Raw genomic sequence first — 26030 nt, forward strand, 5'->3', positions numbered from 1 at the left:
GCCCCAAAGCTAAGACGGAAGACGCAGGCAATCTGGAGCCTTTCGAGGATCACAAGAGTGCACCAGATACGAGGCTCGACTGAGGAGCCAACTGGAGGCGTATATGGAACATACTTCGAGGTTGCCGACGATGGAGTACGAAGCCCATTAGGGTCCCGAGCGAAGTCGAGGGATAGATGGCGTGCTATTGGGAGCCGTTATTACCCCCCCCTCACCTCCGCCTTTTATATCCGGCGATGATCCCAAACCCCAGCCACGTGACGACCAGGCTCGACCCCCCATAACTCAAAAGCGGCATCGGCAAACCCACCACCGGCAAAAGCCCCGCGGCCATGGCCACGTTGATGGCCGCCTGCATGGCGAAAGCAAAGGTGATGCCCACCACCACCAGGAGGGAAAACCTCGTCCTGGTGAACTCCACAAAACTCAACAGGTAAAGGGAAAGGAAAAGGACCAGCCCGAGCACCAGGAGGACCCCGAGGAACCCGAACTCCTCGGCAAGGACCGAGATGATGAAATCGGTGTGCTGTTCGGGGATGAACCGGAGCTGGGACTGGGTCCCCTGCTGGAACCCCTTTCCGAGAAGCCCGCCTGATCCGATGGCGATCTTCGACTGGACAACGTGATAGCCGGTGCCGAGGGGGTCCCTCTCGGGACTCAGAAAGTTGAGGATCCGGTTCCTCTGGTACTCCTTCAGTGCGAAAAAGAGGGAAGGCACTGCTGCCGCTGCCACAAGGGAAAGGGTGAGAATGGTCGACCAGCGAACTCCCACGAACAGGATCATGGCGGCGGAAATAAGGACCAGGAACATGGCGGTACCCAGGTCAGGCTGGGCGGCGACAGGGACAGCGTAGCCGGCAACCATCAGCAGCGGGATGGCGATCCCCTCCAGGCCGTAGGGCGGCTGAGCCTTCTGCCTGTTGAAGTAGCGGGCCAGCGCAAGGATAAGGATGATCTTGGCCATTTCTGAGGGCTGGAACGTCAGCCCTCCGGCATGGACCCACCTCTGCACCCCTCCCGACCACTTCCCCGCCACCGCGAGTCCGACGAGGACGGCAAACATCATACCGTAGAGCACATATGCTCCGCGCTGTAGATGCCGGCGGTCGGCGAAGTAGCCGAGAAAAAAAGCAGCCAAACCGATGGCAAGCCAGTATGCCTGACGGCCGCCGTAATGTTGGAAGGGCCCGCCCCGGGTGGCCGAACGGATGACCATGATGCCGATTCCCGACAGGGCAACGGCACACCCTACCAGGATCGCATCCACCCGCATGGGGTTCCACAAACCTCTCACCGCGCTCCCCCTGCTTCCACCGCTCCGGAAATGTTTTCAGGATAATACTCGGCGTACCGCTTGAACATCCGCGCCACGATGGGCGCGGCAGCCGAAGAACCGTGCCCTCCATGTTCGACCACCACTGCCGCAGCCACCCGGGGCCTGTCCACCGGGGCGAAGGCCGCGAACCACGCGTGGTCTTTCAGTTCATAGGGGATATTTCCCTCACCCCCGGCCACCGATTCCTGGAGTCTCACGACCTGGGAGGTGCCGGTCTTCCCCGCTACCGGGATGCCTGAGATGCGGGCGATCCGTCCCGTTCCCCTGTCGTCGGAAACCACCCCCTCGAGAGCTTTCACGATCCGATCCCACACCTCCTGTCCGATCTCCGACTCTCTCCTGACTGCAGGGTCCCTGCGGTACAGTTCCTGCCCCTTAACATCCTCACACCGGCTCACAATGAACGGGTCCATCTGGACACCCCGCCTGGCCACCGTGGCGTAAAGGGCCGCCAGCTGAAGAGGCGTCACCAGCACGTAACCCTGGCCGATGGCCGCGGACAGGGTCTCCCCTGGAAACCACACCTCGCCCCTGGAGTTCAACTTCCAGTCCGGGGAGGGAACGAGGCCCACAGCCTCGCCCGGGATGTCGATCCCCGTTTTCCGCCCCAGTCCGAGGGCCGAAGCCCAGCGTGCCATGGCATCGATCCCCATCCTCTCCCCGACCTGGTAGAAATAGACATCGCACGACTCCACCACGGCACGCTGCAGGTCCACCTTTCCATGCCCCTGCGGTTTCCAGTCCCTGTAGACCCTTTTTCCGTAGCTGTACCCGCCGGAACAGAGGAGGCGTTCATCAGGGTCTATAGCGCCTTCCATGAGAGCGGCAATGGCAGTGACGACCTTGAAGGTGGAACCGGGCGGGTACATCCCCTGCACAGCCCTGCTCTGCAGGGGGTGGCCGGGGTCGAGGATGATCTCGTTCCACCGCTCATCAGTAAGACGAAGGGAAAATTCATTGGGGTCGAAGGCCGGCGTGCTCACCATGGCCAGGACTTCTCCCGTGGTCGCATCGAGGAAAACGCCGGCCCCTCTCATCCCGGAAAGTTCCTGCTCCAGAGCCTTCTGGAGGCGAAGGTCGATAGTCAGGGTCAGGTTCGCGCCAGGGACAGGCTCTGTGGCTCCCAGGATATTGAGTTCCCTTCCACGGGCGTCTACCTCGACCTGCCGCCCGCCATCGCGCCCCGTGAGAAAACGGTCATAGGCAAGCTCCAGGGCGTACTTTCCTACCGTGTCCCCCTTGCGAATCCCCTCATAACGGCCCGAGTCCAGCTGAGCCCTCGAGATCTCGCCAACATAACCGAGGAGATGTGCCGCCACCTGACCGTAAGGATAATACCTTCGCGGAACCACGACCAGGCGGGATCCCGGGAACCTCTCCTGGTCGGCTTCGAAAAGGGCGACCTCAACATCCTCCAGGTGCTCGAATATCCGGACGGCCCGGTAGGGCGCTCCCGAGGAACTGCCCTTGAAAAGAGCGACCGCCTCCTTCGGGTCCCTTCCCAGCAAACGGGCAAGGGAGAGGATCTGACCTTCCCTGTCCTTGTCCATGTCCTCGGGAATGAGAGCGATCGAGTATTCAGGGCTGCTGTCGGCGAGGATCACACCGTTGCGGTCGGTGATGATCCCCCTGGTGGCCTTCATCTCGACGAGGCGGATCCGGTTGTTGTCAGCCAGTTTCTGGTAGCGGGAGTGCTGAAGGACCTGCAGATGCCAGAAGTAGAGGAGGATCAGGAGAAAGACCAGGGTGATGACGCCCATGGTGACGGCCAACCTGCGCTCGATACCCTGCAGCGTCTCACCGGGTCGCTTTGAGAACGAACCCATGACTAGTCTCCCAGCCTGATCTCCTCCTCTGGCCGGATCCCGAAGGAGGTTTCAAACCGATCGAGGAGAATATGGATGAACAAGGCTGCGGCAGTGTTGCCCGTAAGGGCCCAGAGGAACTCGGCAGACAGCAGGGGAGGGTAAGGCTGCGCGAACAGGACCAGGGTGGAGATCTTGACGAGGAGAAAGGCAAGAACCGCTCCCGCGATGGAGATCGATCTGTGTGCGGTGCTGCGAACGAAAAATTTTTCCCTCAACAACCCTCCCGTAAACCCGGCCACGACCATGGCCATTCCGTTGAACCCCAGGACCCCTCCACTCAGGGCGTCCTGGAGATAACCGAGGATCAGACCCGACACCATCCCGGAACTCTTGCCCCGGGTCAAGGCGATGTGAACCACGATCACGAGGGGAAGGTCGACACCCTGGGTCACCCACTGCGGGAAGATCATCGGGATCCCGGCAGACTGGAGCAGGAGGGCCAGGGCAAAGAGTAAGGGCAGGTACAGGAACCTCATTCCCCGATCTCCACCGGTTGGGGTCGAATGATGAGGACATCCTCGAGACGTGTCAGAGGCGCTTTGGGCAGCATCTTGGCATACTGGTAGAGCCCGTAATTCTTCTTCAGGACCTGGGTGATCTTCCCGATCTCGATTCCCCTGGGGTAAACCCCCGCCAGACCGCTGGTGATGACGGTATCCTCCTCCCGCACATCCTCGGTACGGTCGAGATACTTAAGCTGGCAGGTACCCGAGTTCTCTCCTTCCAGGACAGCCCGGGCTCTTGAACGGCTCGCCAGTACGGGGACCCTGGAAGAACGGTCGATGATAAGCCTGACAATGGAGCTGTGAGGGGCGACAGCCATGACCCTTCCCACCAGTCCGTCCGGCACGACGACGGGCATGCCCCTTTCGACCCCCTCTTCGGATCCCCGGTTGACGACGATGGTCCTGGTCCATGGATCGGGAGACTCACCGATGACCCGGGCCGCCATCCCTGTCAAACCGGCCTCCGACCGGTAGATCGCAAACTCTTCCAGGCGCCCGGCACGGTAAAGTTCCTCCCTCACCTCCTGGATCTCGCTCCGGAGCCGGTTGATCTCCTCCCTGAGAAGCTCGTTCTCGGTCCTGGTGTCTACGAGGAACAGGTAATCGTTCCAGAATCCGTTGACACCGCCCACAACCGCGCCAAGGGCCGCCTGAAAGGGGGAGATGACGGTGATAACGCTCCGCCGGAAATAGCTCATACCGGTGGGATCACGAACCTGCCTTGAGATGGCGATCAGGGAAAGGATGACCAGGACCGCCAGAAGCAGCCCTTCCCTGTGGCGCGTCAGGAAATCGCGCATGGGGCTGCCCGGGGCCGGCATGGGATTACTCTCTGAGGGAGATCTGCTTGAGAAGTTTCAGCTCGCTAAGAGCCATTCCCGCCCCCTTGACCACACAAGTCAGGGCATCTTCGGAGATGATGATTGGAAGGTTCGTCTCCTCGCGGAGACGCACATCCAGTCCCTTGAGGAGGGAGCCGCCGCCGGCGAGGACGATCCCCTTGTCCACGATGTCAGCGGCCAGTTCCGGCGGGGTGCGCTCCAGTGCGTTCCGGATCGCCTCGACGATCTGGGTCACAGGCTCTTCCAGGGCCTCGAAGATCTCCTTGTTGTTGATCTCGAGGGTCTTCGGGACGCCGCCGATGAGGTCCCGCCCCTTGACTTCCATGGTCTGGACCTCATCGGGAGGAAAGGCCGAACCGATGGTGATCTTGATCTGCTCTGCCATCCGCTCTCCGATGAGGAGGTTGTACTTCTTCTTGATGTAACCAACGATGGATTCGTCCATCTTGTCTCCACCGACCTTGACCGATATGGAAAGGACAATGTCGTGGAGAGAGATGACCGCCACCTCGGTGGTGCCGCCCCCGATGTCGACGATCATGTTGCCGGAAGCCTCCGCGATGGGAAGGCCGGCACCGATGGCCGCAGCCATGGGCTCTTCAATGAGATAGACCTCCCTGGCCCCGGCCTCCTGGGCCGACTCCCTGATAGCCCTTTTCTCAACCTGGGTGATCCCGGAAGGGACCCCGATGATGATCCTGGGTCTGATGAGCCGGCTCCGGTTGTGAACCTTCTGGATAAAATAACGGAGCATGGCCTCGGCGACCTCGAAGTCGGCGATAACACCGTCCTTCATGGGCCTGATGGCGATGATACTGCCCGGGGTACGGCCGAGCATCTGCTTGGCCTCTCGGCCGACAGCCAGAACGTGGGAGTTGCCCCTGTTATCCTTCTGCACCGCCACCACCGACGGTTCATCGGTTACGATCCCCTTCCCCTTCACAAAAATAAGCGTATTGGCCGTACCGAGATCGATGGCAAGGTCGTTGGACATCAGGCCGAGGATGTTGTTCAGGAACATGCAGCCACCTCAAGATCACTCCCCGTACAGGCCGGGGGGAAGAAAAATCGTAAAAAATTACGGTGGAAACCGGGATTATGGGTCAGCGGTGGATGCGACAGGATCACCCGGCCCTTGAATCTGCGAATACTAGCAGAACAGTCCTGCCATTTCAATGTCCACAACGCCCCAAGAGCCCATTTTTTATCTTTTTCCGCGAAACTCACACCGCAATCGCGCCAGGAGTTTCATGGATAATAAATCCTTCGTCCTGATTTCCGGAATGATGGAAGAGATTTGCTTCCTCGCCGGTTGTCGTTTCTCCCTTTCTCTCCCTCACCCGCTCTCCCACTCGGGTCTTTTCTCCGTGTCCCCCTTTCCCGCCCGCGCCCAGCTTTTTCCTCCCTCCTCCCTCCTGCCTCCTCCCTGCCCTTCCCCCACTTGCAATCGGTATTCTTTTCCTTATAATGTCCGATTGCCCGGCCATGTATCAACCCGGGTCCGCACGACAGCCACTTCGGACGAAGTTGCCGGGGGATTCCGGGTACACCAACGGAGGGAATACCGATGCTCGAGTTCATGAGAAAAAACGCCGGATCGTGGGTCATCAAGATCCTGCTCTTCGGTATCGTGATCGTCTTTGCATTCTGGGGGGTTGGTTCATACTCGAACCGGGACGCCAACACGGTCCTGACAATCGGCGACGTCCGGGTTCCCTACAACGAGTATCGAGACATGTACAACACCCTGGTCGAAACCTACCGGGGAATCTACGAGAACCTGGATTCGGCCACCCTGGATTTCCTTGATATCAGGGGACAGGCCGTGGAGAAGCTCAAGGAGCGATACCTGCTTCTGGAAGCGGCCCGCCGCCTTGACGTGGACGTTGCGGGTGAGGAGGTAGCGGCCCGGATAGCCAACACACCGGCTTTTCAGGAGAATGGGGGGTTCTCCCCGCGGAGGTACCAGCTTTTTCTGGACATTAACCGGATGACCCCCGAGGCCTATGAATCGTCCCTTGCCAGGGAGATCGCTATTGGCAAGGTCACAACTCTTATCCGCTCCACGGCAGTTATCACTCCCCAGGAGGTGAATGACAACCTCCATCTCCTGACGCGCAAGGCCAGAACCAGGATCCTCCGGTTCGACCCAAACGATTTTGTTCGCGACCTCCCCGAACCTGTCGAAGAGGAACTGATGGACTTTTTCGAGGTGAACATCGAATCGTACCGGATCCCGGAAATGTTCCGGCAGAACATAGCCATCATCGACCCCGCACAGGCCGAACCTGACGCTGCAGTGACCGTGGAGGAGATCGAGGACTGGTATGAGGACCAGGAAGCGGAGTACACCGAACCGGCCGCCTACAGGATCAGCCACATCCTCTTCGCCCTACCCCGCGATGCCTCAGCCGAGAGCATCAGTGCCGTCAGGGTCCGGGCTGAGGAAGTTGTCGGGAGGATCAGGGATGGCAAGATCGATTTTGCCAGCGCGGTCCGGCAATACTCGGATGACGTGGCATCCTCCGGAAAGGGAGGCAACCTGGGGCTTTTCAAGGAAGGCGAGATGGACCGCTCCATCAGGGACGCCGTCAGCGGCCTTGAGACTGATGAAGTCACCGATCCGATCCCGACTTCCAGCGGATTCGAGGTGATCCGGCTCGACAGTTTCCGCGAGAGCAGGCTCATCCCCTTCGATGAGGTCCGCAACGCCATCGAGAAACAGATTCGGAAGGAAAAGGCTTTCGAGATCTCATACGACCTGGCTGACGATCTCCTGGATGAGGTGCTCGGTTCGGACGAGTCCCTCGATAAACTGGCCAAAGCCAGGGGACTCATGACCATCACCACGCCCCTTTTCAGCCGGGATTCCGCTCTGGAGACAATGGAATTGCCCGCTGAGCTGCTGAAAGCTGCCTTTGACACCGAGGTGGATGAGGTCGGAGACATCTACGAGCGGGGAGGCAAACTGTACCTGTTCCAGACCATTGAGAGGAACCCATCCTACCTGCCTGAACTGGACAAGGTCAGGGATAATGTACTGGGAAGCTTTCTTGTCAGCAAAGCCATGGACCTGGCCCTTGCCAGGGCTCAGGAGTTCCGTGAGGCTCTCGAGGGCGGCCGTTCTCTTGCCTCCATGGCAAGGGATATGAAAAGGCAGCCCATCGAACCGGAACCGTTCACCATCCTGGACGCCTCCATCGCCGGGGTCGACGATGCCGAACCTGTCATCCACACCGCCTTCGCCATCGGTCAGCCCGGAGGATCAGCTGTCGCCTCCGGACGTCAGGCCCACTACCTAGTGATCCTTGACGGGTTCGTGGACGCCGATGAAGCGGAGCTTGCCGAAAAACGGGCCACTGTTGAGGAGTCCCTCAGGTCCCAGCGGGAACTGGACCTTCTCAACGGCTACATCCAGGCCCTCAAGGATGAGATGGCGGACCAGATCGTGGTAAACGAACAACTGCTTTAATAAAAGTATCCAGTAGTCAGTAAACAGAGGTCAGTAGAAAAAGCAAAGACCCGGTTGCCGTTGGCGACCGGGTCTTATTACCTTTACTGATCAATGCCTACCGGATACTGATTACTGCCTACTGATTACTTTTCTCAGCACCCACATCCCCTTCTCATCTGTGTAGCTTTGCACTCTTCCATCCACAACCTCGACCTGGAGCTGCTTTCCGATGCCGGGTGAGGCCTCGAGAAACCTTTCCTCCAGAGCCTTCACACCTTTATCTTCCAGTCCGACCCTCCGTGCCCACTCCTCGAAGGGATGGGTACGGCTGAACAGATCAAAAGAGACGACCTCCAGACCAGCCTGGGCGATCAACCCTGCCCACCCATTGACCGTATCCGACCTGACGTGACTCGGATCACGCTGTCGCTCCACCTCGTTGAGGAACCTGTCACATTCCGGGTCATCTGGAACGATACTGTCGATGATCACGGCACAGCCATCCCTGGCCAGGACACGCCTGACCTCGCGCAGGAAATTTTTCAGGGAGGGGAAATGATGTGGCGCGACGCGGCAGGTCAGAAGCTGGATACAACCGTTACCTAGGAGCCTGTCGGAGAACCCCATGCAGGCTCCTAGATATAGTTTTTCGGAAGTAGCATTTAGACCGAAAAAAACAAATATATGGCACATTTGGTAATTCACCGGAGTTATTTACCGGTTTAATGCTCTTGTTTTCAAGAAAAGACCCAAAAAAGGGCTTTCCGAAAAACCTACAGCAGCGTGTCAAGAGGTTTTCCGACACGCTGCCAGGGGCAGGTTCTCGGCCGACGACTGGACCAGCATCAGGTCCGTGATCCCGATCCCGGCAAGGTGTGTCCTCGTCACCTGGAGCATCTCCATGGTCAGGTCCAGCCCAATGCAGCGGCCCGACAGGGGAGCCGCCGCTCTTAACGCATGTCCGGCTCCCGTCGCGACATCCACGGTCAATGCCGGGCAATGCTCATACGCCACCTTCCGGATAAGGGCAAGGTCCGGTCCCGTTCCATGATCGGAACTCGAAAGATATCTGTCGGCACTTGCCGAGAAGGTATTCCGCGGATCACTGCTCCGGGCGGAGGTCACAGCCCCAGCTCCAGTACGGTGATCGATTCGACATGGGATGTCTGTGGGAACATATCCAGAAGTTCCATGGTCCGGATACCGTAACCCGCCGCTGTCAGGCGCGCAAGGTCGCGAGCTAGGGTCGCAGGTTCGCACGAAACATATACGATTAGCGGGGGGGAGATCCTTGCGAGCTTTTCTACCAGCGGAGCGGGGAGCCCCGTACGGGGAGGATCCGCCACGACCACGTCCCACCGATCGAAGGAGCCTGACAGGTACTCTGCCGCATCCGCAGTTACGAACCGGCACCCATCAGGAGCGGCATCCATGGCATCCCTGACCGCACCGGGGGAAGATTCCACACCGAGGACCCTGAACCCCGCGGCGGCCGCCGGTATGCTCAAGTTGCCGTTGCCGCAGTAAAGATCCAGGAGGAGGCGTCCATCGCCGGGTCCGAGGTGATGCTCGACCCTCTCCACCAGGATCTCGTTCACAGCCGGATTGACCTGGAGAAACGTCCCCGGAGAGGCCTTCACTGGTTTCCCGCGCACCTTGAAATGCAGACCGCCCCCCCTGTCCGCAACGACCTTTCCCCTGTTCGCGATACTGACCCCCTGGCCTGCGAGAGGGATACCGGCAGAAAGGAGGGCGGATTCAACGTTATCGAGGACCGCAGATCCCATCGACCGGCGGCGGCCCGGTTCGAAGACCCACATGGCGGTCATGCTTTCTGCCGCCGGGTCCGCCGCTAGCTCCAGGTCCCTCAAGCGCCCATCCACACCTCTCCCGTCCAGGGCCTCGCGAAGGACCTCAACGGTCCGGTTCAGGAGATCGGGCAGCAGCAGGCACTTCTCCCACGAGACCACGGCCCTTGAACTTCTCCGGTAAAAACCGAACCGCTTCCCATCGTACTTGAGCCTGATCCGATGCCGGTAGCCGAACTCGGCGGGAGAGCTGTGGACTTTAACCGGAACCACCTCCGGCAAACCGGCGATCCTCCCCACCGTCTCCGAATAAACGGTCCTCTTCCACTGAAGCTGGGCAGGGTAGGGCAGATGCATCCACTGGCAACCGCCGCATTTCCCGAACCACGGGCACGGCGCTTCCCGTCTTTCACCTGACCGGCTGATGACAGAGCTGTCCCGGGCGAAAAGGACCCCGCGCGCCTTTCGAACCTCCTTCGGGATGACGACATCGCCTGGAGCTGTTAAAGGAACAAAAACAGGGTAGCCATCCAGGTGGCCCAGTCCATCACCACCGGATACGAGTTTTTCTATGAGAACCTTACATTTTGAGGACACCGGCTTATTCATGACAGCTTTCCGACAGATACACAGTAAAAAGTTGTCTTTTATGGCACCTTGGCTTACGCTATCACGGTCGTTACTGGTGGCAAATGACGGAGATTTATTGATAATGAGTGATCGACGAGACAAAGAGCTTCAGGCATTATGTGTCCTTGAGCCCGGCGAAGGAACCGAATCGATCCTTGCATACCTTCAAAGCCGAAACGTACAGTGCCGGCTGTCCGACAAGATCCCTGCTTCCGGGACCGGTAGTTGTGATCAGGAATGGGATCTCATCCTCATCGATGCCGACATTGAGCACGGGGACATCATGGGGTTCTTCGAATATTGCCGAACGATCCATAATGCCTCACCGCTGGTCGCCCTTCACCGCGGGGGGCGTGGAAGCAGGGACGCAGCCCTCATCCGCATGGGCGCCTACGACGCTTTTCCCAGGAACATTGACCGGTGGAACACGGAAGTCTACCTGGACCGTGCCATTTCACAGGCCCACCAGGCAAAGGCCCTCCTTTCCATGTCCCGGACCGACCACGTAACAGGCCTGTATAATCAGAGGTTCATGTACGAAAACCTGGGGCGGGAAATTCGCAGATCCTCAAGGACAGGCAAGGATCTCACGGTCGCCCTTCTGGACCTTGACAACTTCAAGGCTTACAACGACACCTATGGTCACCTCATGGGGGATAAGGCTCTTGGCGAGATCGCGAATATTCTGTTGAACTCCATACGAAAGGGAGTTGACAGCGCATACCGTTACGGAGGTGACGAGTTCACCCTCATCCTGCCGGAGACCGACTTGCCCCAGGCGGTCAAGACCCTGGACAGGGTGCTGACAAAACTGGCCCGGCAAACCCCCGGAGAGTTGACTTTCAGTGTGGGGCTGGCCCTCATGAGTTCCTGCGAGAACGTCGAACAGGTTCTCCGCACCGCCGACGAGGCGATGTACGAGGCCAAGGAAGCCGGGGGCAACGGGGTCGTGACGAAGGTATGTGGGGAAAAGCAGAACTAAGTACTATGTACTTGGTGCTGGGTGCTGGGTGCCAAGAAATATCCATGCACCAGAATTCAGGAAATCCCTTAGCTCTAAGTACTTAGTACCTCGTACTGCCCTTAATTCATACTCCCCGAAAACTCTACCTCTGCCCTGGCGACCTCTATCTGACCGTAGATCTTTTCGAACCTCGCCACATTTTCGGCAAGAGCGGTGGCAAGCTGCTTTGCGTGAGCCGGAGAGGTGACGATCCTGGAGACCACCTTCCGCCGATCTCCGGGCAGGAGCATGATAAAATCGACGATGAATTCAGTCGTCGAGTGCATGATGGTGGCGGCGTTCGCATAGCGGCCGGTTTCTTCGGCCGGGTCAATGTGGATGATGGCTTTGCGATCTTCGGGCATAGGGAATACCTCCAGGGGGAAGTTTACAGTTTACAGTTTACAGTTCATGGTTCAGGAAGTCATGTACCCCCTGCAAAGCCGGGGGATTTCCCTAAGTATTAATTACTATCCGCTCCTGAAGAACGTGTTGGCGAGAATCCCGGCTAACGGCGCCATGAACCAGGTGCAGGCGATGCGGACGGCCGTGAAGCGCCAACCGAGGATCCCGACCTCCATGGGAAGGCGGGCGACAGAAAGGAGGGACCAGGCCGTGATGTAGGCCACCATGGTGCCCACTCCTGCCCCGGCCCGGAAAAAACCGGCCACCATGGGAAGGGACACGAAGGGTCCTCCCGGAGTCAGGCTTCCCGCAGCCGTGCCGATAACGATCCCCCTCCATCCGGATTCCGCTCCCACCCAGGAAGCCACAACCTCCCGGGGCAACAGAACCTGCACCATTCCGGCCACAATGAACGCGAGGATGAGAAGAGGCAGGATCTGGACAAGGATGGTAAACCCCGCCTTGAGGCCCGCGATGTGCTGGCCCTCACCGCGATAATAACCGATAGCCAGCAGGATTGCCGCCAGGACGGCGAATATAACGGTCGCTGCAAGCATGCCTTTGTCCCTTTTCCTCAATCTTTCCTTCCTCCCTGGAAGGAGATTGAGGGAATATGGAATGTGGAAGGTAGAAGGTAGAAGGTGGAAGAAGAGAAAAAGAACGACACCCATGCTTTTCTTCCCTATTCCCTATTCCTCATTCCCTGTTCCGATTTCTCCCTTCCCTATTCCCTATTCCCCCTTCCCCATTCTTTTTTTAACCCCACGGTCTTGTACATGAAATTCCTGAACCTGGTCATCGCCTCCCCCTCCTCGCGGCTGTCTGCAGGCAGGGCGCCGAGATGGCGGGCGGCCCCTCTCACCCCTCCCCCCTCGGCAAGGGCCAGCCTGTAAATTTCCAGGACAGTCCCGCGAGTCAGGTCCCGGGACATGAATGGGATGTGGACGAGCTCCCAGAAATCGCCCGCTCCCTTGCGGATCTGCCCGTAGATCGCCGCGGCGTCTCCCTGGACATTCTTGCCGTCAAGGGTGGAGAGGGAAAGAAACCTCTGGATCTCGTCCACCCCCACGATCCCGTCATCGCTTTCGAAGAGAGCTCCCTGCAGGATGGTCACAAGCTGGCGGATATTTCCGGGGAAGTCGAGATGGGAGATAAACTCCTCGGCCTCCGGCGTGATGACGGGCGGCGCGCCCCCGGCTGAATAACTCGCATGGAGACGACCCAGGAAGTGTTTGGCCAGATCGGGGATGTCCTCCCGCCTGTCCCTGAGGGAGGGAACCCGGAGGGTCATCTCGCTGAGCCGATGGTAAAGATCCTCCCGGAAGGCACCCCTTGCGATCTCCCTTGCCAGGTCCCGGTTGGTGGCGGCGACAAAAACGACCCTGCTGAGCCGGACCTTGGTTCCTCCCAGCCGTGAAAACTCTCCCGAATCCAGGAAGCGCAGCAGCTGGACCTGGGTCTTGAGATCAGCGTCGCCGATCTCATCGAGGAAGACCACCCCTCCGTCCGCCTCCTCGAGGATTCCCGTCCGGTCGACATGGGCACCTGTATAGGCCCCCTTCTGGTGCCCGAACAGTTCAGTAAAGGTGAGATCTCCACTGAAAGCGGCGATATTGGTTTTGCGCAGGGGCAGTTCCAAAGCACCCCCGCCCAACTTTCTGAACTTTTCGTTGACCAGGCTGTACAGGTTGTTGAACACGAACTCCTTGCCGGCCCCCGTCTCCCCCGTTATGAGAAGGGTCGGCAGCCCCAGCTCCAGTTCCTTCTCTTTACCGCGGCTCCAGTTAAGGAGCCTGTTGGTCAAAGGTTCGGCCAGCCTGCTGATCCGCTTGACCAGGAGCTGCGAGTGGGCGCTCTTGCCGATGATATTCCCGAGCAGGTAGGAACTGACACCGGGGTCCTTGTAGGAGACCTCCTTGCGCAGCCTCGCCACCTTTCCCTCGAGTTCACTGATCTTCAGATGGTCGGCGATGCGGTTGGCGATGAGGCGGGATATGAGAAGGAGGATGCGCTGGTGTTCGACAGTGAAATAGGCCCGACGGTGGCTGTCCAGGTTGACCACTCCGAGGACCGATTCACCTAACCTGATGGGGACCGCGAGTTCCGAAGCCACGTCAGCGGCAAGGTTCCGGTAGAACCCTCCCCTGGCCGTTTCGGCATCCGTATCCGGACAAAGGTACGGTTTTCCCGTGAAAGCCACATACCCCGTCAGAGAGCGTTCCTCGGCAGGGAGTTCCTCACCACCCACCCTCAGATCGGGGATCTTCGCCTTTCTCCAGTCACGGGATTTGCCCCCCACCAGCCGCCCTTCGGCGTCATCGACGACAAGCCACTTCTCCTGGTTCCGTTCGGTCACCAAAGCGATGGAGCCCGATTCGGCGCCTACCAACTCCACAGCGCGGGAGGCGACCTTGCCCAGGAAGACCGGCATGGGAGCGTCCTCGGCGAGAAGCTCCTCGATCTCCGAAAGGACACGTATTTCGAGGTGTCCCACCGCGAAGTCAGTGATACCTGCCGCCAGGGAACTCGAATGGCTCATGAGGAGTTTGAGTTCCGGCTCGGTGAACCTGTGGGGGCGCTTCGTAAAATAGTTGATGACGCAAGTCACCTCGCCCCCCTCCCCGGAGACGGGGATCATGAGGAGGGTGCGCAGGGAAAGCCTCTTGAACACCTCCCACCGCTCGAACTCCTCTGCCAGGATATCCTCGAAAAAAAGGACCTGGGGGGCACCCGGGCGCCGGAGGACGCGGTCGCCATCGGGCATGACCAGGCGGGAAAGGAGGCTTTTGCCCTCGAGGAGGCTGATTCTCTCGAGGGTCTCGTAGATCTGGAGATCCGACGGGTCCCGGGAGGCGGCAGCCAGGATCTCCATGTACCCCCCTCTCTCCCGCTTGAGGACTTCGGGCACCGGAGACTGCGCCGATATCAGGACCGATGTCATATCGATGGCAAGGTCGATCTCGAAGGCACCTTTGAGAAGTATCCTGGCGGCATCCCTTTTCCTGGACCGGTCCAGCTGCCGGCTGAGCATGATCCGCCTGTTGAACCGGTGGGCCCTGGCGAGAATGGGCATGATCCTATTGAGGAGCTGCCGCAGTTCCTGCTTCATGTCCGACAAGAGGGCATGACTCTCGGCGGCGTCCACGGTCAGGGCACCGATGCAGTTGCCTGCATCCACGAGGGGGAAAACCGTCGCCACAGACAGGCCGCGCCGTTCGTACCACTCCCGGTGGAGTTCGTCACTGCCCTCCCCGAGGGGGGCATCCGTCACGATCTTCGATTCCAGGAACGACCGGACGAGGGGGTTCTCCCGTCTCTGGATAGGGATACGGGCTCCCTTCCTCTCCAGTTCTCCCTCCGGCGTGTAAAGGCACAGGAGAGCGCCCTCCCGCATATCCTCCAGGTAGACACGGATCGAGGGTACCCCGGTTCTCAGGGTCACCTCCTTGACCAGGTAGTGAAGGATGTCGAGAAGGTTCTCCTTGTCGAAGGAAAGGATCTGGTCAACGAAGGACATCAGCATCTCCCCCGTTTTCAGCGACCTGCCCGGCAAGACCACCCGGAAGCTGCTGATCAAGTTCCCGGACAACGGCCTTGAACTGTTCAAGATCCGCCCCTGGCACACTTGTGGCTCTCGGTACGCTGATCCTCCGGGGGTCCACATATTTGTTGTTCCGGTACATGGCGAAGTGAAGGTGAGGGCCGGTTGCGCGCCCGGAGCTCCCGACGTACCCGATGACCTGCCCCTGCCGCACCTGGGTGCCCACTTTCATACCTGACGCGAAGCTGTTCATATGGGCATAGGCTGAGGAGTACACCGAGTTGTGCCGGATCTTGATGATCCGGCCGTTGGCTTCATCCCGCTTTATCATGACCACCTTCCCGTCACCGATAGACATGATCGGTGTCCCGGTGGGTGCCGCGTAATCCACACCCAGGTGGGGCACTACCTTGCCGGTCACAGGATGAAGCCGACGGGCGGAGAACCCGGAACTGATCCTTTGGAACCGGAGGGGTACCTTGAGGAACTGTTTTCTGAGGCTGCCCCCTTCCTCATCGAAATAATCTTCCAGCCCGCTCCCCGGACTGTAAAGGAACGCCCTGTGAGTGGTTTTGTTGTTGACGAACCTGGCGGCCTCGATCCTTCCGTACCTGACGAATTCACCGTCCCGGTAGTATTTGTCGACCACAACCGCAAAGGAATCTCCGTTCCTCAAGTCCCTGAAAAAATCCACCTGCCACGCGAATATATCTGCGAGGTCCATAGCCAGGGCCGGCTTCTCACCGATGGATTCCACCGCGGCGAACAGGGAATCCTCGATAACCCCGGAGATGGGCTCCCGGACGATTTCATACGGTATGGGTTCGATCGAGATCACCGGGTCTCCCTCACCGAACGCCACCCTTATGAACCTCATGTCATCCGGTTCGTACTGATATTCGACAAGCTGCTCCTCTTCGTAATGGAGCCGGTAGGTTCGACCGGCCACGAGACTCGACGGCCTGATGCCATCGACCCTGGTCCCGGCGATCTGGAGGATCTCAGGATCCGGAACACCGTCGGCCTTGAGGATGTCGTAAAGAGTGTCTCCTCTGCGGACCACCTTGTTCGTCACCGATATGACGGGTTCCGGTTCGGCGGCGGAGGGAGCCTCCCCGGCTACAACGTCGGTGATAAGGGGGCCGGAAGGCTGCATGATACGGGCCTGGGGAGAAAAGGCCGGCCTGCTCACACACAGAACGCCAAGACCGAGAACAGCCAGCACGAGATAACGGGAACGGACCCGGGGCCGGTCCCTCAGGTGGGTATTGCGTTTGGGCAGCGGGTTATGGATCACTATTCCCAGACCTTTTCGGCCACGAACAGGGCGACGATGGTTTCCCGGTCCCCGTCGTCTTTATCCTGGAGGTACCCGTAGAAAACCTCTTCCAGCTCCCTTAACGCCATATCGTGGACCTTCACGATGGGATAAAAACCGGGCGTGGCCTCGGGGAGGGTCACGGAGAGCATGTTCCGGACTGCCAGGCCGCGGATGGCCCCGATGGCGTAGTCCCGGCCGTACCCCGCCAGTATCTCTCGTACCGACCGCAGGAGTTCATCGCGCCCTCCCTTAATTTGCGCCACCGTCTTCCCCTTTGATCCTTTCCAGGCTCTCAAGGCGCGCATCCACTTCCTTCAGGTAGGTTCCCAGCTTTTTGTTTCCAGGATCAAGGTCATAGGCTGCCTCCCACACATCCCTTGCCTTGACGAGTTTGCCGGCTGAAAAAAGCTTCACGCCCAGGAGCCTTGCAAACTCCACTACTTCGGGAGTGGTACCGTCATCCGGCCTTGAAAGGACGAGAACGTAACGGACATGACCGGCGGCCACATCGATGTCGCCCTTCTGCTCGGCCTCACGGGCAACCAAGAACCTCTGGGCGACGAGATCGAGCCTTCGCCGGCCAACCTGCTCGAGCATCTCCTCCCCCCGGGTCCCGAGGCTTGTAGAGGCGCCGCTCTCGGTAAGGAGCTTTTCGGCATCATCGAACCGGCCGGCCTTCATATGCTCCTCGGCCTGGGCCAGGACCTTCCTGACGTCGAGCTCCTGGCGGGCTTCCCCCATGGCAACCTGGAGCCTGTCGGCCTCGGCTTGAAGCGCCTTGTCATCAGGCGCCAGCGCCTGTGCCTCACCGATCCGTTTCAGGGCGCCGTCAAGGTCCCCAAGCGATTCCAGGTACTGGGCTTCACCCTTCAGGCCGTTGATCCCTGCCTCAATGACATTGTCCAGGTTTTTCATGAGGTTCTGGACCCAGTAATATCTGGGGTAGATCTGGAGGGCCTTTTCCAGGTTGGCCCGGGCCGAGAGGAGGTTCCCCTCTTTCCTTCTCTTGAAAGCTTTCCGGACAAAGTTGTCGGCACGATCCACCTTGGAGCGGGAGTAAGAGACCCTCTGGGCAATATTCTCCTGGCATGTCCGGTCAGACCGCACCAGTTCGTCGTAGGCATCGGCGGCAGGCTTGTGCTCACCAGTGCGGGAGAGGGTCAAGATGCGGCTGCACTCTGACCGGCGTCCCGCACCGGCGCCAACGAGGGCGCAACCCGTTGCCGAGAGAAGGAAGACGGCCGCCACCGCCGCGATCAGCAGCTTCTGGCTCATCCCACCTCCCGGCATATGTCCTCAACGATCCCCTCGCCGTCGAGCTGACTGAAAAGCTCCACAAGATGGGGGTCGAACTGTTTTCCCTTTCCCTCATCGATCCGGAACAACGCTTGGGCCTTGGTAAGAGCCTTCCGGTACGGCCTTGTCGTAGTCATGGCATCGAAGGCGTCGACCAGGAGGATGATGCGGGCAGGCAGGGGGATCTCATCTGCCTTTAAACCGTCAGGATAACCGGACCCGTCGAAATGTTCGTGGTGGTGCCGGACATACAGTCCGACCTTGTGCAGGGATGACAGGGGGTTGAGGATCCTGGCTCCGATCTCGGGATGGCCCTTCATCTGGAGGGTCTCTCCAGCGGTGAGGGGGCCGACCTTTCCCACGACACCCGCCTCGACCCCTATCTTGCCGACGTCGTGGAGGATGGCCGCCAGCTCCAGTTCCCCGAGCTGGACCTCGTCCATATCCAGGCGCTCACCCATGGCGACAGAGATCCGCCCCACCCTGTCACAATGACCTCTTGTATAAGCATCCTTGGCTTCCACAGCAGCGGCCAGAGCGCTTATGGTCTCCTTGAAATTGCGCTCGATCTGGCGTCTTGCGGTATGCAGCTGGCCGACCATCTCGTTAAAGTGCCTCGAAAGACGGCCGACCTCATCATGGCTGATGTCCTGCACCCGGACGGTCAGATCCCCCGATCCAAGTGCCCTCACTGCTTCCTCCAGCCTCTCCACTCTTTTGACGTGAACCCCTGTAAGGAAAAAGGTCCCCACAACACCAAACGCGGTCCCCAGGCTCAGCGGGAAAAGCAGCCCGATGGCGGTGCTCCTCATCGCTTGCCGGATGTGGCCGGCGCCCAGGGCGACCACCGCTGTTCCCACCCGCACATCTTCGACCATAATGGGCATCGATGACTGGATGATATCCGTCCCGGGGTGGGAGACCCCTTGATCCAGCACCTCTCCCGTCCGTGCGGGGTTGGAATGGTAAAGGATCTTGCCCTGATGATCGGTGAGGTAGGCGTAGGAGACATCCCTGTCGAGGGTGACTGACTCAACGATGGGCCCGAACCTCAGATCGTCCTGCGCGAGAAGAGGATCGCGCGCGTTGACTGCCAGGTTTGCGGCAAGGGAGCGGGCTCTCTTGTCCCCTTCGCGGGCCAGGAAAACCCACTGGTAACGGAGGAGAGCCAGGAAAACGAGACCGGTTACAAGGAAAAGCAGAACGGAAAAAGATAGTGCCACCTTCCATCTCAAGGAGAAAACGAGGCCCCTGGAAATCTGGCCGGGGGGACTGAACTGATCTGCCGAACCGGGCGGCATGAAACCTGTCCTGTCCATGAGGTTCTTTTTCTCGACCAACCCACCCTCCTCGATCTGTTCTTATCCCCTCGAAAAACGTTTCTTCGAACCATTTTACGAGACGGGGCTAATGTAGCCGTTCTTCTCCTCACTGTCCCTCTCCACGGCGTGGGAGAGGGTCGGAGTAATCACGCCATCGGCGTGACTACCTCTGGTCCTTCCCCATCAAGGGGGAGGAAAAACAGGGAAGATTGACTATTCTGACCCCCACCCAAGGATGCACGCTTTGCGCATAACCCGATTGATGAACTCTATTCGAGGCCATCAATCTTCCCTCTGATCACGGTCTCCAGGGTGGTGTTGCCCACCGTGAAGCGGTCTCCGGTTCCAAGCTTTACGGTCATGACCCTTTTTCCCTGGTAAAAGGTCCCGTTGGTGCTCCCAAGGTCCTCGATAACAAAACGGTCCCCGAAAACCCGGACATGGCAATGCCGACGGGAGACTTCGGGATCGTTCAGGTTGATGTCGTTACCGGTCCGCCCCACCGTAACCCGGGGCGCCGTGAGAAGGAACTCTTCTCCCGTCTGGACATCCCTGAAAAGCGCTTCGTCCTCCCCCCGGATGAACGGGTCGGTTCCTGACACCTCTTCCAGAAGCGCTGACACTTCTGAGCCGCTCTGGTCGACCTCGGAGAAATCGTAAGCAATGGTCTGGCCGAAATCGGCACCAGACGACCTGGTCAGGGGAACCGAGGCACCCGGGCTGCTTCCCCTGGGAGGGATAAGGATGACCTGGCCGCAGTTGGGGCAGTTCGCCCTTGCCCCCGAGGGGGGGATTTTCTCGTCGGCGATCCTGTAGCTCGTGTTACAGGTGGGGCATGTGAGTTTCAAACGCGCCTCCCGCGACAGTTAATGGTTTACAGTTTACTGTTCACCGTTGTTTTCTTTTAACAAACACGCTCTGACTGTAAACCGTATACCGTGAACTGTTAACTTGACTTACCTGTAAATCTCGGTAGTCGATTTCGTAAAAGTCCGGCCGTCGAACTTGTACACTCCTGCCTCGGTCCCGAACCACTTGTTGTCGGCAAGATCCAGGGCCACCACGTTGACCGTCACTTTGGGCATCCCCTGGGCATCCGAGAAACGGACCCACTTGCTGCCGTCGAACCGGGCCGTTCCCTGCCCAAGGGTCCCCACCCAGACGTTCCAGCGTCCATCCACAGCCACTGACAGGACATGGTCGGAGGGCAGGCCGTCAGCGGTAGTGAAAATCCGGGTCTTTTTCCCTTCCTGTCTCAGGAGACCGGCATCCGTCCCGATCCAGAACACGCCGTTGGCGTCCATCGTCATGGAGGTCACGTTGTTGCTGGGCAGCCCCTGCTGCATTGTCCGCACGGTGAACTTGCTTCGGTCATAAAGAGCCAGTCCCTTGTCCGTACCGAACCAGATGTTGTCGAGAGGGTCGACGTACACCGAATTGATCACATTGCTTGGAAGACCGTCACTGTAATCGTATGTCACCCAGTTGTTCTTCCCGTCGAACTGGGAAACTCCGCGGTCGGTTCCCAACCAGATGAAACCGAGGCGATCAACCGCAAGCGCCTTGACCGTGTTACTTATGAGGCCCTTGGCGGAGGTGTAGTTCTTACGGCTTTTGCTTTCGATATCCACCCTGAAAAGCCCCTCCGTTCCGCCGACCCACAGGTAGTCACCCTGGATGACACTTGGGTGGATGAAAACGCCGTTGGAATTGTCCCGCCAGATCCCGCTGGAGAGCCGGTACGCTGCCGTTTTTACCTTCTCCCGATTTCCCGCCTTGTCCACAGCGAAATATTTCACCGTGATATCGTCGTTGAGAGAGAGGGGCTTTGTGTAGGCGGGTGCCTGGTCTGACGGCTGCGAACCGTCCAGGGTATAGCGAATCCTTGCGCCCTCCTCGGATTTCAACTCCAGGATAATGGGTGGGTTGTATTCCCCGGGAGCAGGAAATGGCAACGTAAACGGCGCTATCGTGTCGATGAAATATTCAGCGACCTGAGCCGGCTCCTTGTTCCCGGCGCTATCCACCGAATAATAGGAGAGCTTCTCCGTGCGGTCTACCACAAAAGGTCCCGCATAGGCTGTAAAATCGTTCACCCCGGCCCGGCGGACAAATATGGTGCCCTGCTTCTCCGAAACGAGGGTGACGCTCACCGGACGGTTGAAGTAACCGGGGTCCGGCTCGATGCGTGTGGAGGGCGGCGTCGTGTCGAAGCTGTACCGCTCGACCTGGATCTCCTCACGGTTGCCTGAATCGTCGGTCCCGTAGAACTTGAGGACCGTATCCTTTGTGATACGGACGGGACCCCGGTATCTCGGGGAAGCTTCTGTGGGTGAGATCCCGTCTGTAGTGTACCGGATCACAGCACCCTCTTCACCGACAAGACTGACTGTGACCTCGCCCGAGAAAGTGCCTCCAGGCGGCTGTGCGGCGGTATCCGGCGGTGTGCTGTCCAGAACGTATTCCTGGCTCCGGGGCTGGCTCCGGTTACCGACCCTGTCCACTGCGAGATAGGTCAGAACTGTATTTTTCTCGATGGTTATCGGACCCTGGTAAGGGGACGACCTGTCGGAAGGAGTGGTGCCGTCAAGGGTGTAGAAGATCTCCGCCGGTTCAGACGCCTCTATCTTGACCCTGATCCTGCCCGAATAGTCACCCCCCGGGGGACGGGGCTGGACGGTTGGGGGCTGCGTGTCGATGACATATTGGGCCGTCACAACGGGACTTCGGTTCCCGGCGGCATCCACGGCCATAAAAGAAACCACAGTATCCGCTGCCAGCCTGAGGGGGGACCGGTAAACAGGGGAGGACAGCGTGGCCTCCCGGCCATCCATCTCGTAATGGATCTGTCCCCTTTCGCTGGAGGTCAGTGTGACCACGGTCGGTTTTCCGAACGCTCCTGCCGGCGGCTTGGCAATCACAGTGGGAGGCTGGCTGTCAATGACGTAGTTCTCCTCGCGCACATCTTCCCGGTTGCCTGCCTCGTCGATGGCGAAGAACCGCAGGACACCGCTGCGGACGAACTGCAGCGGGCCGGAGTACCGCGGCGAACCTGTGGACGGCCTGCTGCCGTTGATGGTGAAGTGGATGGTAGTGCCCTCTTCGCCGGACAGGGACACCGTGACGGGAGAATTGAAAAGCCCACCTGACGGTTCCGCGAGGGTCACGGGCTTTGTGGAATCGAGGGTGATGAGGTACGTTTCCTTGCGGGCCTCTTCCCGGTTGCCCGCTTCGTCCGTAGCGAAGAAACGCAGGGTCGTGTCCCTTCTCATGGCTACGGGGGAAGTGTAAGTCGATGATCCGGGGCCGGGTTCGGTGCCGTCTGTCGTGTAGGAGATGACGGCTCCCTCCTCGGACTTGAGCCGAACGGACACGGGGTGGAAGAACTTCCCTCCTGACGGCAGGGCCGTGGTCACAGGCGGTTCTGTGTCAAGGCGGACGGCGTAACTGGCAGACTGGACAGTTGACCTGTTACCGAACCTGTCCTCGGCGAAATAGCCCACCCTTGTGTCCCGCTTGATCCGAACAGGGGAAAGGTATGGCATGGGCTGCCCATCATCCAGTGCGATGAAGACCGATGCTCCCGGTTCACTGGACAAGACGACGGATATGACCTCGTGGTACTTTCCCGGAACGGGCTGGATCTGGACCTGGGGAGGAGTCCGATCGATGGGCCAGAGCCAGGCCAGAACTGCCAGGAGAGCAAACAGAATGGCCAGAGACAGGTAACTTTTGCCTTTCATCAAGCCTCCCTTTCAGGTGGTCCGTCATAATAGTAACGGCCGTACTTGACGTAACCCGACACGTTTCCCAGTCGGGGATCATCCTGTGTCTTGAGGAGCGCCAGTTCTCCGCGGATCAGGGGCTGAAGATATTCGAAGAGGGCCTCTCCCCCTCCGCCGGCGAGAAGGACCACATCCAGGTCCCAGTCATCGACCCAGATCCTCTCCATGTCGCTCACAACGGCCGTCGCCAGCCTGCCGAACACCTCGTTCTTGACCTTGGTCAGGTCGTATTCGGCCCCCCTGATCTTGATACTTCCCTCCCGGACAGCGTCGTATAGCCGGTAGATCTCAACGTTCACACCGCTCATCTCGTTGAGAGCCTCGGAGATGAACTGGAACCCCTTGGAGATGCCGGTATCGGTTGTCCGGCTGCCCCTCTCGGAGTGCCTGAGCCCCTTGCATACGGTAAAATCGGTTGTTTTGAACCCGATATCGACGACCCCTATCTTCTGCCGGGCCATGTCCGGTCTCAGGAGGGTACCGTCCTCACGGAAAAGGTAGTCGACGAGGCTGCCATAAGGCTGGGGGATCACCTTCACGCGGTTGACGGACAGTGCCATCTCCCGGCTTTCAGAGCCGTTGTGAACCTTCAGTTCATGTTCACCGGAAAGGGCAGCCGTCAGCTTGTCCTTGTACTCCATGTAGTAGCCCACGGGAAGGCCGGTCACGACGTTAACCGGGACCCTGCTCGGGGCGATCTTGGCCAGCCCGGCCAGAGCGAGGGTCTTGAACTGCTGGGTGACCATCTGTGCCTGATCGAGGGTGAACTGCCGGACCCGGGACTCCGACTCGGCAAGATCCCCCACGAAAAAAGAGCGGTCCCCCAGGCTCATGTGCAGGCCGGAAACACCTTCCCCCGAAAAAAAGTTCTCGTCCATGGACCTCGGCTGAGGCTCACCTATTATCGACTTGAACAAGACGGTAGTCTCACCGTCCGTGGCCTTGGTGAAACCGAAACCGACGTCAATTCCTACCATCAGCATAAGTGCCCTCCCCGGATCCGGCGCTGCGAACCGTGTCCATGACATCGTCACTGATCCTGTACTGCTGCTGGAATTCCCTCTCCAGTTCCTCGATCCTCATCATGTCGATGCCGCTGCTGTCGATGAACTCGTCCCTGGCTGACGCGTCCCTGGACTTGATCGCCCGGGGAAGGACCGAACCGAAATAGATCCGCTCCGTCTTCAGGTCCTCGAGGGTCTGGCGGAAGAAGATCTCCGGAACATCCGGCCTCACCAGTCCCCTCGAGACAAGCATCTTGCGGACATCCGCGATAAAGGAAGTTTCCTCCTCGAATCCCTTGAGAGAACGTCCGAACTTCTTCAGCCACCTGTCCATTGCGGTCTTGACGATCCTGTATTCACGTTCCTCGCGAACAAGGTCCTCCATGAAGATGGTGACATCCTGGAGGGAACGGTCGCCTGTTTCAATGCTGGAGACCCCCTCGAATAGAAATTCGACCTTTTTCCGCCCGTACTGCGGGAGGTAGAGGTTCTTCATGACCGGAACGATGAAAAGATCATGAAAAAGGTTTTCCTGGACCTCGTCGAAGATTTTTTTATTCAGGAGAAGGCTGCGCAGCTTGTCTTCCGGCAGTTTCTCCTCTTCGTGGAACGCGAGCCGGTTCACGGTATGATAGACGTTGTCGAAACGGTCGAAGAAAGTGACGATGTTACCGAACTCCTCCAGGCTGTCGGTGCTGCCCGTCTCCATGCTGAGTTCGTCGCACTCCTTTCCCACCTCGATGAGGATGCGGTCAAAAGCCGACTCCCGCTGTTCAAGAGCAAGGAGCTTGGACTTGAGGAGCTTGAGGAGATCCTCTTTTTCAATGCGCTCACCAACCTGCCTGGCCTGGATAAGGATCGCTTCCAGAACCGCGCGGACCTCCACGAGGTAAGCCGGTTCGTCAACAGCGAGGATCTCGCGGTCGCCGATGAGCTTTTCATCCAGGGAGTTGAGCAGGTTGACGGGGATCCCCTTTCGAAGCGCCACCGTCCTGATCCGCGAGATGCGGGCGCGGTCGTCAAAGAGAACCTCGTCCCTGCCCCTGATCTGGACGAGGACCGAACGGTACTCCTCAACCACCTGCCTGTTTCCCGGGGACCTGTACATGACGTCGATCTTCATCCGTTCCTGGGAATAGGGATCGATAGCCAGGCTGGCGGCCAGGTCTTCCAGGGCGGCAGTCTCCTCATCGCCTATGGTCTGTGACGCCGCGTACAGATCCTCGATCTTGCGGTAAAAAAGCAGGTGGGAACGGTTGACGAACTTCATGAGGAAGAAAACCGATGCCAGCTTTGACCAGTGTGTCCTGAGTTCGTCAACGATCCGGGAGTCATCCTCATCCTTGTTAAGGGGAAACCGCTTCAACGAACGCCCGAGAATGCGGAGGATCTCTTCCTGCTGTTTTTTCAGGGGGGCCGGGGAAAGGAACTGGACGAAGAAGTAATAATTGAAGACCGCATGACCGCGCAGGAATATATGCCGGTAATCGACCCGGGCCGTGGTGTCGTCGGAAAAGATGATCTTTCCGGGATCATCGTGCCGCACGCCGAAAACCACCAGACGGTTGATCACATCCTGCTTGACCAGATCTTCAATGGGCTCATCCACACCGAACATGTAGGGGCAAAAGGTCCCTCCATTGCCCGTATGGACAAGGGTCTCCGGACCGAGAAGGAACTCGTTGCCGCCAAGGAAAAACCTGTGGTGGGCCACGCCTTCTCTCTCCACCAGTTCGTGGAAATAGCGGCCGTCCAACCCTTCGCCGGACAAGGTCGCGAAGAACTCCTTGTCGCCGCCCACTTCGCCGTGGATCCTGAGATCTTTTATCATGGGTTCAGATCCATGTTGTTTACGGGATTCAAGACCATTCGCACCCGAGCCAGACCTCATTTCATTGAGCACCAGTGG

Annotated in this window: 22 protein-coding genes; 2 read left to right on the forward strand and 20 right to left on the reverse strand. The window is 58.9% G+C overall.

From position 1 onward, the window contains the following. Positions 1-211 precede the first annotated feature (211 nt). From rodA to P1S46_00135, 6 genes are all read right to left on the reverse strand, one after another. Positions 212-1294, reverse strand: a complete 1083-nt coding sequence (gene rodA, locus P1S46_00110) for a rod shape-determining protein RodA (GenBank protein MDF1534888.1) — start codon at positions 1292-1294, stop codon at positions 212-214. Further along, positions 1291-3162 (reverse strand): penicillin-binding protein 2, encoded by a 1872-nt coding sequence (mrdA, locus tag P1S46_00115; protein MDF1534889.1) that lies wholly within the window; start codon positions 3160-3162, stop codon positions 1291-1293. Before mrdA ends, rodA begins: the two co-directional genes overlap by 4 nt. 2 nt (positions 3163-3164) lie before the next feature. After that, a complete protein-coding gene (mreD, locus tag P1S46_00120; protein MDF1534890.1) occupies positions 3165-3680 on the reverse strand; it encodes a rod shape-determining protein MreD in 516 nt (171 codons plus the stop codon). Beyond that, positions 3677-4531 (reverse strand): rod shape-determining protein MreC, encoded by an 855-nt coding sequence (gene mreC, locus P1S46_00125; protein ID MDF1534891.1) that lies wholly within the window; start codon positions 4529-4531, stop codon positions 3677-3679. The genes mreD and mreC overlap by 4 nt, the downstream gene beginning before the upstream one ends. A gap of 4 nt (positions 4532-4535) precedes the next feature. After that, positions 4536-5573 carry a rod shape-determining protein gene (locus P1S46_00130; protein MDF1534892.1) on the reverse strand — a complete coding sequence of 346 codons (1038 nt, stop codon included), beginning with the start codon at positions 5571-5573 and terminating at the stop codon, positions 4536-4538. Between the two features lie 202 nt (positions 5574-5775). After that, positions 5776-6039 (reverse strand): hypothetical protein, encoded by a 264-nt coding sequence (locus P1S46_00135; protein MDF1534893.1) that lies wholly within the window; start codon positions 6037-6039, stop codon positions 5776-5778. A gap of 80 nt (positions 6040-6119) precedes the next feature. Here P1S46_00135 and P1S46_00140 point away from each other — a divergent pair, with 80 nt between their 5' ends. Next, positions 6120-8024 carry a SurA N-terminal domain-containing protein gene (locus P1S46_00140; protein ID MDF1534894.1) on the forward strand — a complete coding sequence of 635 codons (1905 nt, stop codon included), beginning with the start codon at positions 6120-6122 and terminating at the stop codon, positions 8022-8024. 111 nt (positions 8025-8135) lie between these two features. Here P1S46_00140 and P1S46_00145 read toward each other — a convergent pair whose 3' ends face one another. The 3 genes from P1S46_00145 to P1S46_00155 form a co-directional block, all read right to left on the reverse strand. Then, positions 8136-8633: a class I SAM-dependent methyltransferase gene (locus tag P1S46_00145; protein MDF1534895.1), complete on the reverse strand. Its 498-nt coding sequence runs from the start codon at positions 8631-8633 to the stop codon at positions 8136-8138. Positions 8634-8792: 159 nt separating this feature from the next. After that, the gene (locus P1S46_00150; GenBank protein MDF1534896.1) at positions 8793-9131 is read right to left on the reverse strand and encodes a methyltransferase domain-containing protein; all 339 of its coding nucleotides are present in this window, start codon (positions 9129-9131) and stop codon (positions 8793-8795) included. Next, positions 9128-10423 (reverse strand): class I SAM-dependent RNA methyltransferase, encoded by a 1296-nt coding sequence (locus P1S46_00155; GenBank protein ID MDF1534897.1) that lies wholly within the window; start codon positions 10421-10423, stop codon positions 9128-9130. The genes P1S46_00150 and P1S46_00155 overlap by 4 nt, the downstream gene beginning before the upstream one ends. Positions 10424-10526: 103 nt before the next feature. Here P1S46_00155 and P1S46_00160 point away from each other — a divergent pair, with 103 nt between their 5' ends. After that, complete coding sequence (locus P1S46_00160; protein MDF1534898.1) at positions 10527-11426, forward strand: GGDEF domain-containing protein; 900 nt, start codon at positions 10527-10529, stop codon at positions 11424-11426. A 101-nt stretch (positions 11427-11527) separates the two neighbouring features. Here the strand turns inward: P1S46_00160 and P1S46_00165 are convergent, their stop codons facing one another. From P1S46_00165 to P1S46_00215, 11 genes are all read right to left on the reverse strand, one after another. Further along, a complete protein-coding gene (locus tag P1S46_00165) occupies positions 11528-11812 on the reverse strand; it encodes a DUF3467 domain-containing protein (GenBank protein ID MDF1534899.1) in 285 nt (94 codons plus the stop codon). 105 nt (positions 11813-11917) lie between these two features. Then, positions 11918-12409 (reverse strand): permease, encoded by a 492-nt coding sequence (locus P1S46_00170; protein ID MDF1534900.1) that lies wholly within the window; start codon positions 12407-12409, stop codon positions 11918-11920. A 167-nt stretch (positions 12410-12576) separates the two neighbouring features. Further along, positions 12577-15369 (reverse strand): sigma 54-interacting transcriptional regulator, encoded by a 2793-nt coding sequence (locus P1S46_00175; protein ID MDF1534901.1) that lies wholly within the window; start codon positions 15367-15369, stop codon positions 12577-12579. Next, on the reverse strand, positions 15356-16690 hold the full coding sequence (locus P1S46_00180; GenBank protein ID MDF1534902.1) for a peptidoglycan DD-metalloendopeptidase family protein: 1335 nt from the start codon (positions 16688-16690) through the stop codon (positions 15356-15358). The genes P1S46_00175 and P1S46_00180 overlap by 14 nt, the downstream gene beginning before the upstream one ends. After that, on the reverse strand, positions 16690-16977 hold the full coding sequence (locus P1S46_00185) for a hypothetical protein (protein ID MDF1534903.1): 288 nt from the start codon (positions 16975-16977) through the stop codon (positions 16690-16692). The genes P1S46_00180 and P1S46_00185 overlap by 1 nt, the downstream gene beginning before the upstream one ends. Then, positions 16964-17989 carry a hypothetical protein gene (locus P1S46_00190; GenBank protein MDF1534904.1) on the reverse strand — a complete coding sequence of 342 codons (1026 nt, stop codon included), beginning with the start codon at positions 17987-17989 and terminating at the stop codon, positions 16964-16966. Before P1S46_00190 ends, P1S46_00185 begins: the two co-directional genes overlap by 14 nt. Continuing rightward, the gene (locus P1S46_00195) at positions 17986-19350 is read right to left on the reverse strand and encodes an HD domain-containing protein (GenBank protein ID MDF1534905.1); all 1365 of its coding nucleotides are present in this window, start codon (positions 19348-19350) and stop codon (positions 17986-17988) included. The genes P1S46_00190 and P1S46_00195 overlap by 4 nt, the downstream gene beginning before the upstream one ends. A 251-nt stretch (positions 19351-19601) precedes the next feature. Then, positions 19602-20180 (reverse strand): FHA domain-containing protein, encoded by a 579-nt coding sequence (locus P1S46_00200; GenBank protein ID MDF1534906.1) that lies wholly within the window; start codon positions 20178-20180, stop codon positions 19602-19604. A gap of 108 nt (positions 20181-20288) precedes the next feature. Continuing rightward, positions 20289-23075, reverse strand: a complete 2787-nt coding sequence (locus P1S46_00205) for a chitobiase/beta-hexosaminidase C-terminal domain-containing protein (GenBank protein ID MDF1534907.1) — start codon at positions 23073-23075, stop codon at positions 20289-20291. Continuing rightward, positions 23075-24100 (reverse strand): ParM/StbA family protein, encoded by a 1026-nt coding sequence (locus P1S46_00210; GenBank protein MDF1534908.1) that lies wholly within the window; start codon positions 24098-24100, stop codon positions 23075-23077. Before P1S46_00210 ends, P1S46_00205 begins: the two co-directional genes overlap by 1 nt. Continuing rightward, positions 24081-25952 (reverse strand): TIGR04442 family protein, encoded by a 1872-nt coding sequence (locus tag P1S46_00215; GenBank protein MDF1534909.1) that lies wholly within the window; start codon positions 25950-25952, stop codon positions 24081-24083. The genes P1S46_00210 and P1S46_00215 overlap by 20 nt, the downstream gene beginning before the upstream one ends. Between the last annotated feature and the right edge of the window lie 78 nt (positions 25953-26030).

This window comes from bacterium (assembly GCA_029210545.1).
Taxonomy (GTDB): domain Bacteria; phylum BMS3Abin14; class BMS3Abin14; order BMS3Abin14; family BMS3Abin14; genus JARGFV01.